The 15,238-nt window shown below is 37.0% G+C and carries 15 protein-coding genes and 4 pseudogenes; 10 read left to right on the top strand and 9 right to left on the bottom strand.

What is annotated here, in order from left to right:
* Both JCM21714_RS11140 and JCM21714_RS11135 read right to left on the bottom strand, forming a co-directional pair.
* Positions 1 to 888 (bottom strand): DUF262 domain-containing protein (locus tag JCM21714_RS11140; RefSeq protein WP_035724373.1); only part of this gene is annotated, 888 nt, incomplete at its 3' end.
* Between the two features lie 298 nt (positions 889 to 1,186).
* Positions 1,187 to 1,477 carry a hypothetical protein gene (locus tag JCM21714_RS11135; protein WP_035724370.1) on the bottom strand — a complete coding sequence of 97 codons (291 nt, stop codon included), beginning with the start codon at positions 1,475 to 1,477 and terminating at the stop codon, positions 1,187 to 1,189.
* Between the two features lie 276 nt (positions 1,478 to 1,753).
* On the opposite strand from JCM21714_RS11135, the gene JCM21714_RS11130 reads away from it, so the two are divergent.
* The 4 genes from JCM21714_RS11130 (at position 1,754) to radC (ending at position 4,111) form a co-directional block, all read left to right on the top strand.
* Positions 1,754 to 1,960, top strand: a complete 207-nt coding sequence (locus tag JCM21714_RS11130) for a hypothetical protein (RefSeq protein ID WP_035724368.1) — start codon at positions 1,754 to 1,756, stop codon at positions 1,958 to 1,960.
* A 38-nt stretch (positions 1,961 to 1,998) separates the two neighbouring features.
* Positions 1,999 to 2,517 (top strand): hypothetical protein, encoded by a 519-nt coding sequence (locus JCM21714_RS11125; RefSeq protein WP_035724365.1) that lies wholly within the window; start codon positions 1,999 to 2,001, stop codon positions 2,515 to 2,517.
* Between the two features lie 28 nt (positions 2,518 to 2,545).
* Positions 2,546 to 3,313 (top strand): hypothetical protein, encoded by a 768-nt coding sequence (locus JCM21714_RS18385; protein WP_052000528.1) that lies wholly within the window; start codon positions 2,546 to 2,548, stop codon positions 3,311 to 3,313.
* A gap of 189 nt (positions 3,314 to 3,502) precedes the next feature.
* Positions 3,503 to 4,111: a RadC family protein gene (gene radC / locus JCM21714_RS11115; protein WP_148295011.1), complete on the top strand. Its 609-nt coding sequence runs from the start codon at positions 3,503 to 3,505 to the stop codon at positions 4,109 to 4,111.
* A gap of 364 nt (positions 4,112 to 4,475) precedes the next feature.
* On the opposite strand, the gene JCM21714_RS11110 is transcribed toward radC, so the two are convergent.
* Together JCM21714_RS11110 and JCM21714_RS11105 are read right to left on the bottom strand one after the other, a co-directional pair.
* Complete coding sequence (locus JCM21714_RS11110; RefSeq protein WP_035724359.1) at positions 4,476 to 5,252, bottom strand: RusA family crossover junction endodeoxyribonuclease; 777 nt, start codon at positions 5,250 to 5,252, stop codon at positions 4,476 to 4,478.
* Positions 5,249 to 6,067, bottom strand: coding sequence for a hypothetical protein (locus JCM21714_RS11105; protein WP_035724355.1), 819 nt, complete (start codon positions 6,065 to 6,067; stop codon positions 5,249 to 5,251). The genes JCM21714_RS11110 and JCM21714_RS11105 overlap by 4 nt, the downstream gene beginning before the upstream one ends.
* 109 nt (positions 6,068 to 6,176) lie before the next feature.
* On the opposite strand from JCM21714_RS11105, the gene JCM21714_RS11100 reads away from it, so the two are divergent.
* The 4 genes and pseudogenes from JCM21714_RS11100 to JCM21714_RS24105 form a co-directional block, all read left to right on the top strand.
* Entirely contained in the window at positions 6,177 to 6,854 is a 678-nt protein-coding gene (locus JCM21714_RS11100; protein WP_035724352.1) for a helix-turn-helix domain-containing protein, read from the top strand.
* 31 nt (positions 6,855 to 6,885) lie between these two features.
* On the top strand, positions 6,886 to 7,020 hold the full coding sequence (locus JCM21714_RS23035) for a hypothetical protein (RefSeq protein WP_263597238.1): 135 nt from the start codon (positions 6,886 to 6,888) through the stop codon (positions 7,018 to 7,020).
* A 29-nt stretch (positions 7,021 to 7,049) separates the two neighbouring features.
* Complete coding sequence (locus tag JCM21714_RS11095; protein WP_052000526.1) at positions 7,050 to 7,802, top strand: recombinase family protein; 753 nt, start codon at positions 7,050 to 7,052, stop codon at positions 7,800 to 7,802.
* Positions 7,733 to 8,086: pseudogene (locus tag JCM21714_RS24105) on the top strand (recombinase zinc ribbon domain-containing protein); the annotation flags it as partial. The gene JCM21714_RS11095 and the pseudogene JCM21714_RS24105, both read left to right, overlap by 70 nt.
* A gap of 624 nt (positions 8,087 to 8,710) precedes the next feature.
* Here JCM21714_RS24105 and rlmH read toward each other — a convergent pair.
* Positions 8,711 to 9,194 (bottom strand): annotated as a pseudogene (gene rlmH / locus JCM21714_RS19280) (23S rRNA (pseudouridine(1915)-N(3))-methyltransferase RlmH).
* A 161-nt stretch (positions 9,195 to 9,355) separates the two neighbouring features.
* On the opposite strand from rlmH, the gene JCM21714_RS11085 reads away from it, so the two are divergent.
* Together JCM21714_RS11085 and mgrA are read left to right on the top strand one after the other, a co-directional pair.
* Positions 9,356 to 9,715, top strand: coding sequence for a Lin0512 family protein (locus tag JCM21714_RS11085; protein ID WP_035724346.1), 360 nt, complete (start codon positions 9,356 to 9,358; stop codon positions 9,713 to 9,715).
* Between the two features lie 25 nt (positions 9,716 to 9,740).
* Positions 9,741 to 10,731, top strand: a pseudogene (gene mgrA / locus JCM21714_RS11080) (L-glyceraldehyde 3-phosphate reductase).
* Between the two features lie 40 nt (positions 10,732 to 10,771).
* Here the strand turns inward: mgrA and JCM21714_RS11075 are convergent.
* The 4 genes and pseudogenes from JCM21714_RS11075 to JCM21714_RS11060 form a co-directional block, all read right to left on the bottom strand.
* Entirely contained in the window at positions 10,772 to 11,527 is a 756-nt protein-coding gene (locus JCM21714_RS11075; RefSeq protein ID WP_148295010.1) for a methyl-accepting chemotaxis protein, read from the bottom strand.
* 3 nt (positions 11,528 to 11,530) lie between these two features.
* A complete protein-coding gene (locus JCM21714_RS11070; protein WP_035724338.1) occupies positions 11,531 to 12,490 on the bottom strand; it encodes an MCP four helix bundle domain-containing protein in 960 nt (319 codons plus the stop codon).
* Between the two features lie 191 nt (positions 12,491 to 12,681).
* Positions 12,682 to 13,647 carry a mannose-6-phosphate isomerase, class I gene (gene manA / locus JCM21714_RS11065; RefSeq protein ID WP_035724335.1) on the bottom strand — a complete coding sequence of 322 codons (966 nt, stop codon included), beginning with the start codon at positions 13,645 to 13,647 and terminating at the stop codon, positions 12,682 to 12,684.
* A gap of 322 nt (positions 13,648 to 13,969) precedes the next feature.
* A pseudogene (locus JCM21714_RS11060) lies at positions 13,970 to 15,210 on the bottom strand (S1C family serine protease).
* Positions 15,211 to 15,238: the final 28 nt, after the last annotated feature.

Below are 15,238 nucleotides of genomic sequence, written 5' to 3'. Positions count from 1 at the left end.
GTAATCTCTAAAGTAATCAACTGCCCTTTCGATAGCATCCACCGCCTCATCCCATATATCTAAAAAGGATTGCTTATTTAGCTTAAGGATATTCTTCCTAGCACACTCTCCAACAAGTAGAATTGAAATTGTCTGTAAGACCGTACTATCGGATATTGTTTCATAATCAACATGTTCTAACCTTTCAATTAGCTGTTCATATTTCTCTGCAAGGTCAAAGCCCTGATCAGCATCATATGTTTTTGCCACCATTATTTCAAATACCGTTAAGCTTTTACCACCGACGTTTAAGCGTGTAAACACTTCTGTTGCTACGTCAATAGATGCCTGCCTAAGTAAAATGGTAGAGAAGCGATATGTATTTAATCGATTCTTATATTCTTCAAGCTTTTGATACATTGTTGGAGGATATGCAGCAAGGACTGATATACCACCATGCAGTAAGTCTCTTAATGAAATTACATCTGTTTCATTACGCCCTTCTATATTTGTAATTATAATAGTCTCTTCCTCTTTCGCATTTAAATCTACATAAATACCTGAAAAGTCATCGGATTTCTTATCTCTTTGAACCTGTAATCCTTTTAAGCTAGCATATAAGCTTGTCATACGCTGTTGACCGTCTAGGACGTACTGAACCATGGATCCAGGAGGTGTGTCGGGAAGACTAGCTCCGCCAATGTTCCTAACAGACCTTAACTTTTCTTGAGATTCCCAAAGTATAAAAGTTCCAATAGGGTAACCCTTGATGATACTATCGATTAACTTAGCAGACTGTTCCAAAGACCAAACAAAGTCACGTTGAAATTGTGGTATCTTTATAATCCCTTTGTCTATATCGTGTATTAGCGTGGAAAAGGTTATTGATTGTGGATCCGGTTGATACAAGGTAATACCCCCTAATTTTACATTCTATCTTCTCTTTTAAGCATAGTGCCTTCCTTTGTACAAATATATCTTAGCTTATTAGTCTAATTACATTCTAAATGAAAATGAAGATAAACAGAATGAATTTTACATAATTTGTAGGCTACCTTCAATAGTGAAGTCAGATATACCCGATATTTGTCTATTAATATAGAAATTATTGGATAAAGTGTTTAACCTCTTATAGATATGTGGTTAGTGAGATAACTTCAAGTGAGAATAAAAAACACCCTATCGAGGTGTTTTTTTTTGCAAATTGCTATAAAAGCTTAACATTGTTAGATTGCATATCTATAGAAATTTCTACTTTTAAAGGAATAACTATATAAGAAGAAGTTTCAGTCCCTTTTAGCTCCTCTGAAATAAAGTTTAAGGCGTGCTCTTTTGTAGCGAATCTTTTTGCTTCCATCAGAGAGGTAGTAAACAGGTATCCTCCCCCCCAGTTATTTTTCCGATCCCATAAGACCATATCTCCATCATCATCTGGCATTAATATTGTGTAATAGGTGCGACTTGCTACTGCAGATACTCTTTTTGCTTTGTAGACCATTATCTTGTCCCCCCCTTTAGGTTTTTATTACCTATTTATATGTAGCAATATCTCTTAATAGAATTAAATAATACATATAAGGAAGGAAAATGAGCATGTTTTTCTTTGGTACCACCATTTAAATATGATAAAGGGGGGGTACCCACCCGTTTCATGCCCCCCCACCCCCCCTTTTATATAAACCGTTGTTTATCCACTTGGATAGATAGCGGTTTTTTGTTTTTACAGAGACGACTTGCGTGGTGAGAGGAGCGCATATGAAAGGAGGATAATGAGATGAATCAGTCATTAGTACAAATCCTAGTAAAGGCTAAAGAACTTAACAAATGGGTTCCAGCAAGGTTACTAGTTAAGTATGACATCCAGAATGTAAATCTATTAGAACTTGAGGAATCTTACCTCATTCTTACCAAGAGAAGTAAATCGGATGGCTTACTACTTAAGTTAACTTTAAAAGGCTATCACTACTTTAATCAAAAGTAATTGGGAACTATCAAAACTTTATTAGGAGGAAGATCATTATGGAGAAAAATATGAAACGTGTAAAGCAAAACCATTGTGGATCATCTAATGAGCGAAGTATATCACTTATTGAGGTAAAGGAAATACACCAGAATCTATTAAACCAACATGCAGACATTTCGGATGAAATAGCAAATGTAGTGGAAGAAAACGATTATGTAAAGCTTGCTCATTTACTTGTAACTAGATCCAAGATTGAAACAGCAATAAATGATATTGAGTCAGCTTACCAGTCAGAGTTTAATAAACAAGTTGAAACGAATCATCGTATTAGTAATGCACTGAAGGATGCTGCTGAGAAGATGGAATCTAAAGGAGAAGACATGTTGTTAAAGGTAACTAGCAATCTGGAAAAATTAAATGACTCAACACACACTATGATAACAATTGCAACAGTCCTCTCTAATAAAACAATTAGCAAAGGAAACCAACTCGGTCATGATGCCGGCAGATTACTTATTCATAAAACATCTGAAGGCTTATCAAGATTGGCTACTATCATTCAAAAAAGATCTTAATCAATTGAAAGGAGGGGAAAACACTCATATGAAGCCAAAGAGTCATTCATCCGTTAATAATGTAGTTCCATTTGCTAGTAGTGAATACAGTACATCTTCGTTACCAAACGTGGTTGTATCATCATCAGAGTCCAAACGTCGAATTGAGGAGCTAGAAAAATTCATTGAAGAGGTAATGGTTAAAGGTATCGACTATGGTTTAATAGATGGCTTCTCAAAGCCAACATTGTTAAAGCCTGGTGCTGAAAAGCTTTGTGATGTGTTTGGGTTTTCAAAGTCCGTTGACGTGGTCAACCGCATCGAACAATGGGATACTGGTATTTTTGCTTATGAAGTAAAGATGACACTTACACGAAAGGATAATGGCATTATCGAGGCTGAAGGACTTGGATCATGCAATAGCAAAGAAGCTGCCTTTCAACAGCAGAATCCATTTACCATCGTCAACACCGTTTTGAAAATGGCAAAGAAACGGGCATTGATTGATGCAGTATTATCAGCAACTCGTTCTAGTGGTATCTTCACACAAGACATCGAAGATTTTCCAAAACAACCATCAATTAAAGGAGGTGACGAACTAGCAACCAAGCACCAGCTACAGACCATTTTCCGCATCGTTGCTGAACTCAATATGCGTCCCGAAGTTGCAAAAGAGATGATGCAGATGATGTACCAAGTCGATCACAGCACAAAGCTAACAAAAAAACAGACATCTAATTTCATTCAAGACTTACTTCAGTTAAAGGATGTCTCTAAGGAGATGAAAGAATTGGAGAAACAACAATATAATCAATGAAGTCGTGGATTGCATCTGCAGTCGAGGGCTTTTTTATTGCACAAAAATAGATGAATTCATCCCACAATGAACTCATCTACAACTAGAACTCTTAACAACAGTATATCGCATCAAAAGCATTCACTCAATTGGAGGGACGATCTCGTCTCTCCTTTTTTATTTCTACTAAACTAATTGGAGGAACATATAATGAACAACATATTTGATAAAGTTACTTTTAAATTATTGCTGGCCTCAACTATTCGTGAAAAGGAAGATGGCTATGTCGTAAACGAAATCTTCACTAGGTATCCTTCTATTCAGGAATTACTTGATGTTACAGAGGAGGAGTTACTACAAATCGATGGTATCGGAAAAGTAAAAGCTAAACAAATCTTATCTGCGTTAAAGCTCGCTCGTATGAATCCATGTCCTGTTGAAAATCGTTTTACCGTTCGCTCACCTGAAGATGCTTATAATTACCTTAACGAAATGAAGTACCTTAGCCAAGAGCATTTTGTGGTTCTAGGATTAAATACAAAAAATGAGATCATCTTCAAAGAGACTGTCTTTATTGGATCATTGAATGCATCCATCGTACATCCGCGCGAAACATTTAAACACTTAATTCGTCGCAGCTGCGCAAGTGCTATCGTCGCACATAATCATCCATCAGGCCAGCCGGATCCTAGTCGTGAAGATATTGAAGTAACTAAACGGTTAAGTGAGGCCGGGAAGATTCTTGGAATTGATGTGTTAGATCATATCATCGTAGGTGCCCAGTCATATGTATCCTTAAAGGAAAAAGGATATATATAAGATATATCAGATAGAGACAGTGATTGTTGCTGTCTCTTATCTTTTTACTTAATGGGCTAATTTTAAAGATAATGGCGCTTTTCTCTGTAATCTCCACTATTAATCCATGCCTAAACATTGATATAACAGGGTTTCTTGTAAATAACCCTTGTGATACAAATAAATCTAGTTGTTCAAAATACTGTCTTACTATGTATTAATCCGTAATACATCGAAATTGTAACATTGGATTGGAAGTTTTTTTACTTACCGTCAAACAATATCTCATATTTAATCTAAACTACACTCTGTCATTCCTTGCCCATTGTACAGTACAGAATCCTCTTTCATCACTTGGTACATATAGATTCTTGCTATACGCATTTCACTTGGAGACAAGGTTAATATGTACACGCTCATCACTCTTGTCTACATGTCTTTTGTACATGCCAATCCCGATGTTATCAGCACGACTCAAAAAGCCTTGTTTACGTAAGATATCTATATACATGAGAAGCATGTTATCGACATCCTTTTTGTGATCGCTTGTCAGGAAGAGAATATGGCATATTTCATGTTGTTTGGTAGAGCCCGTTTGCAGATTAGAAAAAGCTTGCTCGATCATTTTAATATCTGCTGCACTCGAGGCGTGGCGATGCATGGTCGAAGCAATGTTATATGTAACTGCCTCTCTTTTCTCAATAGCAGGTATCTCACAAGAAAAGTGAAAGTTTTCCCTAGTACCTAAATCTTCAACTCTTACATGAATTTTGGTTTTAGGATAGCGCTTCTGACCAATATATAGCCATACTTGAGCGTTTGATATTAAATGATCATCTGTTATTACGCTTTTATTTAATGCATCGAAGATCGACTTCAAGACTAACTCTAGCTTGAGTGAATTAGGAGACTGGACAGATACAATTTCTATTTCTACTGCAATGTCATTTTTGAAGATCGAGAGTGATTTTGCTCTAAGTGCTGCACGTGCCTTTTTCATTATTAACTGTTGAAAGTACATAATGGAGTGATTTTGGATCAATTTATCATTTGTAGAAGGTCTTTCTAGTGTTTTGGGCTCGTGGATTAACTGCATAATCATTCCCGCTTGAGTTTCTTTTATCTTTAACTCTGGTGGGTGTAATGGGTTTGCATGTTTCATACTGAAATCTTTCCTCCTGTCCGGTTTTGTGCATCATTCAGTTTTAAGTCAGGGATACAGGTGAGTCTAATTACATCTACAAGAACATCACCGGGTTGCTGATTAGTCTTTATTGCATCACCGATAAATTGTAATTCTTTATGACAAGAATTTTGATTTTCTCTATATATTGTTTTGACTCTAGTTAAATAACGTTCTCTTTGGAGCCACTTGACGATATGCTTAATATCATTTGTGTGACAACCTAATGTATAGGTGAGAAGTTCACTTATATGCATCGTATTGTTTTTAAAGTGAGCTGCCTCTGGATCAACACCACCGTATATATCAATCCAGTGATAAAGGTAAAGTTGTCCTAAAAGCTTGACCCTCCTGTCTGTCCATTTAGTATGATTTCTCAAGATAGATCCTTGCATTACCTCAATTGGTAACTCACAGTAACCATTTTGAGTGTTTTTCATTGTAACCCGATCCCGTTGGATCTGCTCGTTTGAATAATACGTGTCAGTAGGCAAGTGATAATCGGGGGGGACAACCAGTACTTTATAAACATTAACCTGGCATCGCCTTCCGACATTTTTAATAAAGAAATTCCTACAAAGCCACTCAATGGCATTTCTAGTGAGTTTCATAGAGATGTTAACTTCCTTAGCAGTTGAATCTAAGCTCATAAAGAAGGATCCATTGGGGTTTGTTCCAACTACTCTGTACATGAGCAGATAGATCCTTAGTCGGTCACCTTTTAATTCAGGAAATGTATTACCGAAGACTGTACGATCGACAAAAAATGTATTTTTAGATAGCTGAATACTCATACTACCCCTCCTCATTTAAAATATAATGGATAATATTAAATTATATTTGCATTTATATTACTACAATGCTATCCTAGAAGCAAGGAATAATCATATAGGAGGTATCAGCATGTCAGGAATTTATATTAGTTCATACGATTTTCAATACTTAAAGGACTCTAATTTAGGTGGTAGACTTCGTTTTTTTAGACAACATATGGTGCAATATAAGGGATCTGATTACACAATAACTTCTCTTGGATCTCGTCTTGGAGTTACTCCTCAGTCTATCTCAGCAATTGAAAGAGGTGATTCTAAAAACCCTTCCTTTCTTCTAGTCCACAAGCTAACTAGGGAGTATAGAGTACCACTTGATTCAGTTACCGATGAATTCTATCAAGGAGAAGAGAACTTATTTTCTATTGGTAAACCTGATGTTACTTATATAGATGATGAAGATTTTTTCTTGGAAGATGATGATACGGAAAATGATAAGGATCAAAGTCATGAGGATGACGTAGAGGATTACTTTTCTTTTAATGACTCAAAAGGCCTTTTACTGTACCAATGCTATGATAAGCAATCTGTTACTCCTTTGCTTCATGTTCGTTTAAAAGAAGATATTTCACATAATGATATATTTCATCTTACATCTCGACTTATATTCGAGACATCTATGTTAAAAAATGAATCTTTTAATGAGGAAAAAGCTTTACATCCATTTGTTGAAGCAAGTGACTTATTAGATCGCATTGGGAAATCTCTATCAGCTGAGGAACTACTCTCTTTACTGTCAGATGAAAAATAGCGAATAAAGCTCGTAATAAAGGAGAAAGTCAATGAAAGATATACAGATACATAACCTGGTTGAAACACTTGAACAGGAAGAACAAAAACGGGATGCATTTATAAATCAGTTTGTCTCAGTACTCGTAAAGTCTGTTGAAAAAGAAACTAAAAAGGAAGAGGCATAAGTGTCTTTTCTATTTAAAGGAGGATTTACATGTTAACAGGTGTAATTTACGCACGTGTAAGTACAGAGGAACAAGCCTCTGAAGGATACAGTATTGAAGCACAGAAACAACTGCTTCGAGATTATGCGAAGCACCGTAATATACAAATTATCGATGAGTATATTGACGAAGGTCGCAGTGGAAAAAGTATTGAGGGCAGACCACAAATGCTAAGACTATTAAGAGATGCTAAAGACACCAAGTTTGATGCAGTGATTACTTACAAACTTGACCGACTTGCTCGTAAAACAAGGGATTCTCTTGAGATCATTGAGACATTAGAACGTCATAACGTTCAGCTTATGAGTTACTCCGAAAGTATTGATACATCTACTCCTGGAGGGAAAATGTTCTATACCGTACTTAGCTCAATATCCGAAATGGAACGATCCACTATAATTGATCGTGTCAAAATGGGCATGAATCAACGAGCGAAGCAAGGTAAGTGGAACGGAGGCATTGTATTTGGATACAATGTTGTTGATAAAGAGCTTGTGGTCAATGAGGACGAAGCTGCAATAGTACAGGATATCTTTAACCTAGCAGACAAAGGATATGGGTTTAAGAAGATAGCTTATGATTTAAATAAACGTGGTATAAAGACTAAGAAGAATAAGGAGTTCTCTACAATTTCTATTAAAACAATTCTAAACAACCCAATGTATATTGGAAGATTCGTTTTAATCAGCATGAAAATTGGTCAGAGAAAAGACGACAAGGAAAAAATACTAGCCCTATACTAGTAGATGGTACACATACCCCCCCTATTATAGAAGTCACCCAATGGAATCAAGTTCAGGAGAAATTACAAAAACGCTCACGCAGACCCGCACAATCTGCTAAACCATACTTCTTAGGTAGACTGCTTAGATGCCCAAGCTGCGGATATGGAATGGTTGCTGCAAAGTCAAAAGGTGAAAATGGGAAGGTCTACCGAATGTATCAATGTGGTCAATATAAAAATAAAGGACGGACGGTTTGCCAAGCTCACTCCATTAATGCAGATAAGACAGAAAAATATGTCCTTGACGAGCTGAACCGTGTCGTAACTCTCCCTTATTTCATTGAACGGTTAGTTGAAAAAATGAATCAAGAACGTTCTGATGCTGAACGTCCGCTTCAAGAAGAATTAAATCGACTTTTATCAAGTAAGCAAAAGACAGAAAAGCAACTGGATAATCTCGTCTCTCTACTAATGGATGATCCAGAACTACGAGACATTTACAAAAAGAAAATGAAGGAACAGAAGGATTTCCTCCTTAACATAGAAGAACGTATTGAACATGTCAAAAAACAGCTTCTAAATGTCAGCAAAGACCCTGTCGATGCAGACGCACTCAAACAGCTTCTAAAGAACCTTGACTCGATATTAGAGCGAGCAGACGCTGCAGAGAAAAAAGAACTGCTCGCTCTTTTTGTTAAGGATATCCAAATAACCAAGGAAAGAGTATCCTTCAAGGAAGGGAGACAAATTACACAAATTAATCTGATGTTTGACTTTACCATTGAAGCGTTACAAGGCAGTGCAAGTGTCCTGCTAAATAGTATGGATCACATCAACTGCATTGCACCGATTGATCACTCCATAATCAGCCAAATATCTAAGGAAGATATGTATAGGGAGGCACTTGCTTCCCTTAACCTTTTACCCTTATTTATGATACGGTTCCCCCCTTCATTATCCGAAAACCCCGATAAATTTGTTCCAACAAAACCAACCGCATTAACTGATGAGGAAATGTCATCTTAGAAAATGATAACGCATAATCACTGCGATCACTCACTTCATTACTCAATCCCAATGATCCACCAATGACAAAGACGATCTTACTCTTGCCATAAATCATTAATTGTTCGATCTTTTCGGCAAATTTCTCAGAAGTGATTATTTGCCCCATTATTTCCAGGGAAATAACGAAAGCATCTGGGGGGGAAATTTTCGACAATATTCTTTCGCCCTCTTTTCGTTTCACTTCCTCTTGTTCCGCTTCACTCATATTCTCTGGTGCCTTCTCATCAGGAACTTCTATTATTTCCATATTGGCATAAGCGCCTAATCTTTTCATATACTCTTGTATACCCAATTTTAAATATTTCTCCTTTAATTTGCCGACCGCTATGATTGTTATTTTCAAAATTTCATCACCCTTCCACAAGCTTCTATTTCTATCATTCTACCAAACCTTATATACAAACATAACTTGTTCAATATTGATTTTATTTCCATTATAACTTAACCTTAGAAGTAGGAATAACTCTTTTTTGAGAATCAACTACTTTCTTTGGAGGCGATAATATGGAACGAATCATCTTTATTGAAACAGGAACTGGCATCGATGTACACGGACAAAATGTAACCAAAGCCTGCCTTCGTGCTGTCGAAAATGCTATTCACTACAATTCCATGCCTGGTATCAGAGAGTATTTACCAGAAAAGGATCTTCACAACATGAGAGTTAATGTAAGGCTTGCTGTCCCTATCGATAAGGAGCAAGTCGATATAGAACTTGTCAAACAGGAAATTCCGTATGGAACAGTAACGGTAGAAGTGATCGATGGTGGCATGGCAACAACATCTGGGATTATTTTAGAAGATAAAGAAGATAAAAATGATCTGATGTATATTGTCAATGCAGCTGTAGAAGTAGGTTATTAAAAAAATATATAGGGAGGAATGTTAATTGACGTTTATAGCGAAGACTAAGCGTTATCATGAAATGCCGTATAACCGTTGTGGGAACTCAGGGATTAAGCTTCCTGCTATTTCATTTGGTTTGTGGAACAATTTCGGTGGGGAAGACACCCTCGAAAATCAGCGAAGAATGCTCATGAAAGCCTTTGATTTAGGTATCACCCATTTTGACCTTGCCAATAACTATGGTCCACCTGCGGGAGCTGCTGAACAAAACTTTGGGCGCATTCTAAGGAAGATTTTTCAAACTATCGTGATGAATGATTATTTCCACAAAAGCAGGATATAGAATGTGGGACGGGCCATATGGAGATTGGGGATCACGGAAATATTTAATCTCAAGTCTTGATCAAAGTCTGCAACGGATGAATCTTGACTATGTCGATATTTTCTACCACCATCGTCCAGATCCAGAGACACCTCTTGAAGAAACAATGTCCGCACTTGCTCAAATCGTCCGACAAGGAAAAGCACTCTATGTCGGTATCTCCAATTATAATGCTGAGCAAACACAGCAGGCTATAAAAATTCTGAAAGAACAGCACACACCTTTTATTATTCACCAAGCAGCCTATTCCATGTTGGATCGTACAATAGAAAATGGCTTAACAGATATTCTCGAAGAAAACGGTATCGGCTGTATTGCCTATGTTCCATTAGCCCAAGGTCTGTTGACCAGTAAATACTTAAACGGAATTCCTAAAGACTCCCGGGCTGCGAAGGAATTCATACCTTTCTTAAATGAACGTGATATTTCCTCGGATAAATTGCAAAAAATTAAAAGTTTAAATGAGATTGCCTTAGAACGTGGGCAGACTTTAGCCCAAATGGCATTAGTATGGGTATTACAACAGAAATCTGTGATATCTGCTTTAATAGGTGCCAGCCGTGTCAGTCAGATTGAAGAGAATGTAAAGGCACTTAACCATTCTTCTTTCACTCATAAAGAATTAGACGCTATTAATGATATTCTCCTATAAACAAAAGCCCAACTGCTTGGGCTTTTGTTTTCTTTACTTACTAGATTTTGTACTCAGATACTTTTTGATGTAATTGATCACTCGAGGCATAGACCTGACGCAACCCTTGATCAACCTCCTCCACCATTGCATTCATTTCTTGCGAGATTGCCGCAACAGATTCTGCATTCGATACATAGTTTACGGTTGTGTTTTTTATTTCCATGATAAATTGCAATATTTCCTTTATGCGACTATTCACATTATCCATCAATGGTATGATAGCTCCGTTACGTTCACTGACTTTAGAAGTAACCTCATCCATATAATAAAAATGATCCTGCGAACGGAAAAGGTAGTCATTTGTTTCACTTGTGTGTTCCATTGTATTATTGATCTGTTCGATTACTTTTGATTTTTGCATTTGTACATTACGAATCATTTCACTGATTTCATTTGCAGCTTCTTTTGATTGATCAGCTAATTGTCGCACTTCATCCGCTACAACGGAAAATCCCTTACCGGCAGATCCGGCTCTTGCTGCTTCCACCTGTGCATTTAAGGCGAGTAGATTTGTCTGTCCTGCTATTCTATTAATCGATTGAACTATTTGGTCCATTTTCTCCATTTTCTTCTCTAAATAATTCATTTCTTTTACAGACTCATTCATACTCTCTTTCATTTCTACCGTTTTTGTTTGTACTTCCTTCATTTCAATCATGCCTTGTGTCGCCCGTTGGTTTGCTTCTTCACTAGATATGTTCATTGCCTCAGCATGCTGCTTTACTTCTTCTACCATGTGATCTACCTTTTGCAAAAGTTAGAAGACTCTTCTATTCCTTTTAGTTGGGACTGAGACTGTGCCTGCAATTTCCGTAATAGACGTTGAAACATCTTCTATTCCTTTTACCGTCTCTCCCATTTGGTTGGATAACAGGTTTGTGGTAAGTGCAGATTCTTCACTATGCTGATAAACTGTTGTAAAAATGGATTGAATGGAGCTTCTTAAGTGATTCATACTTTTAGTTAGCTGACCTATTTCATCCTGACTATTGTAGCTTAAAGGCGACATAGCTAAGTCTCTGCCAGCCATTTGATCCAAATAATTGGCAACCTTAATAATTGGTTTACGAATGTAATTCTGTGTTAACCAGCTTAATATAATGGCCAATATAACCGCAATGATACTTATCACAATACTTGATTGCATGGCTGTTTCACTTCTTGTTACAGAATTCATTGTTTGCTCCGTAATATATGTACTTAATTGCTCCTGCAATCCTGCCATTTCTTGAGTAGATCGTTCAAAAAAGGCTATGCTTTTGTATAATTCATCTTGTGCTACAGCAGTCTGTTTCTCTTCTGCTGCGGTGATAACATTCTCTCCTACCTGTTGATATTGATTCCATGCATGGATATAGGCCTGATAGGCAGCCATGATTTCTTCAGCTTGAATGGTGCTAATGTAGGATTCCATCTCGTCTAAGTTAGCATCTAATTTGTTATGATGGTTTTCAATCTCAGAAGTTAAAGTATTGATGGTTACAGCCATTGTTGTACCTGCTATCTGCTGCAGTTTGTTGTTTACCTCATACATTTGCTTATAACTGCCTGTTGCTGTTTGAATCATTGGCAGATGCTCTTTATCTATTGCTCGGTTACTCTCTGCTATTGATTGGAAGTTAAAGAAATTCCATGTACTGCTTAGTAAAAAAAGCACTAAAAAAACGAGAAAGCTAAGAAATATTCTTACCTTTAATGATCTTTTTTTCTTTATCACCAATTTATCCCCCTTCTATTGACCCATGATCATTTTACATAAAGTCATATAGAATAGGAATATCTGCTGTTAAACATTTACAGTAACTTAATAAAGTTAACATTTTAGGCCATATCCAACGGAAAAAGTTCCATTATCATGCAGAAAAGTTAAAGTTAAAAGGAATCCCAAATAGTTGGAATTCCTTTTCTTTAAGACGTATGAGAAACAACAAATTCTCCATGGCCCTCTAACTGATAATCTTGAATAGTAGCAGGAAGAATGAAGTGATCTCCTTTTTTAATATGAAAGCTTTGGTTGTTGACGGTAATAGATGCTTCGCCCTCTACCATACTCACCTGCAAGAAGTCAGCTGCTCTCGTTAATTCAACCGATCCATCTAACTCCCAATGGTAAACCGTGAAGTATTCTTCTTTAACTAATTTTTTCGCCGTTAAGCCTTGTTTTTTCTCGACAGTTTGTGTTAATTCTGGTGTTCCATGTGGAACAGTGATGACCTCTTTTGCCTGCTGCAAATGCAATTCTCTAGTATTTCCCTCCGTGTCTGTACGATCATAATCATATACTCGATAGGTTATGTCTGAGCTTTGCTGTGTTTCAAGTATTACAATCCCGCTTCCAATCGCATGAAGCGTTCCACTTGGAACATAAACGAAGTCGCCTGTTTTTACCTTCACGTATCTTAATAACTCATCCCATTTACCTTGGTCAATCATTGCTTCTAATTCATCTCTCGATTGTGCATGATGACCAATGATTAATTCTGCATTTTCTTCTGCACTCAATACATACCAGCATTCCGTCTTACCATAATCTTCGTTTGCTACTTCTCTGGCATAATGATCATTAGGATGTACTTGTACCGATAATTTATCATTAGCATCCAATATTTTGATTAACAGTGGATAAGCTTCTGTGTTATCCACAGATTTATTAAATAACTCGCCATGATCCTTCCATGCATCCAAAAGTGTTTTGCCTTTTAATTCACCATTAACGATTTTGCTTGGCCCATTTTCATGTGCCGAAATTGCCCAGGCCTCCCCCCCTGTGCACTCATATGGAATCGTATAATGAAATTCTGTATGTAACTTTTGTCCACCCCCCCATATACGTTCCTGAAAAATTGGTTGCAAGAAAATTGGTTCCTTGTACATAACCTGACTCCCCCCCTTATCATTACTAAGTCTCACTAAAAGATACTAACTTCCATATTAAGAAACAATTTTTAACTAAAATTTTATCCACAATTTTGTTTATAATGCAGAGAATTATACGGTTTTTCGCTTTCTTTTTGCTATAAAACGAAGTTATCCACAAAGTTATGCACATACTCACAATTTTTTGTATATATCGTATAGGAATTAATGTTCTACACCATATGTAGTTATTTGTCTATTTTTGTATCCACAAGATGTGAATAAGTGCATAAAGGTGTGGATAACTGCTTGTTAAAATATTATCCACACCTCTTTTTACTTAATTCGGTAATGTTGATAATCCAACTGTTGTCTGCAGTTCTTCGCCATCACGATAATAGGTTATCGTTAAATCTTCACCAACTTTTTTTCAGAATACAAGTGTTTTCTTAAGTCTACAATGTTTTCAATCGGCTGATCATCGAGTTTTACAATAACATCGTAATCCTTTAGCCCACCTTTATCTGCAGGAGACATCGGTTCAACACTCCGTATATAAATACCACCCTCTACACTATCAGGAAGATGTAAACTTCGATCCCACTCTACTTTTGCAATATCGTTTAATGAATATGCTTCAATTCCTAAATAAGCACGCGTGATTTCTCCATTTCGTTCAAGTTCTTCAATAATCGGTATCACATCGTCAATTGGTATGGCAAAACCGATACCTTCGACCGCTGACTGGGCAATTTTCATCGAATTAATCCCAATCAGCTGCCCTTCCATATTTAATAAGGCTCCTCCACTATTACCTGGATTGATAGCTGCATCTGTTTGGATAACCTCTGCCTGCCAATCCGCTCTTCCATCCATATTAAAGTCTTGAGGAATGGCTCTTTGTTTCCCACTGATTATTCCTTGGGTCACAGAACCTGACAGATGCATGCCTAATGGATTACCAATGGCGATCGCTGGTTCACCTACAAGAACGTCTGTAGAATTGCCTAATTCGATTACCTTGCTTGCATAATTTGCATCCATTTCAATCACAGCTAAATCCGTATAGAGATCACTACCGACGAGAGTCGCTTCTACCTTTGTTTCATCTGAAAGTACAATCTCTACTTGATCTGCCCCCCCCTGAATAACATGATGATTGGTGACGATAAAGGCTCGATTCCCATCAATTTTATAAATTACCCCCCCAGATCCTGTACCTTCTTCTCCCGACTCTTCCTGTTGCCAGAAATCGGTCTGAGTTTGGATATTGGTAACTCCCACCACAGCAGGTGAAACATCTGTAACAATCTCAGAAATCCTAGTGGAAATATCGACCTGTACATTTCTCACACCAGATGGCATGGAAAGATTGTCTTCTTCATCACTTTGTAACGGTTGTTCTGGATCCGCCTTACCACCTATAACAATTTGATATGGAAGAAGCTGATTATTGACTAAAGAAGGCAATAAAACAGCAAACAAAAAAGCTCCTAACACAATACCTATTATAAAAGGCATAAGCCAATTACTTTTTTTTGGCTTGCTTCGGGACATCGAGTGATCATCATAATAACCCATTACCTTATTTCACCTGCCTTATTTGTTA

Origin of the sequence: Gracilibacillus boraciitolerans JCM 21714, from assembly GCF_000521485.1 — a bacterium.
GTDB lineage: Bacteria > Bacillota > Bacilli > Bacillales > Amphibacillaceae > Gracilibacillus > Gracilibacillus boraciitolerans.
This window is presented reverse-complemented; position numbering and strand designations above follow the sequence as displayed.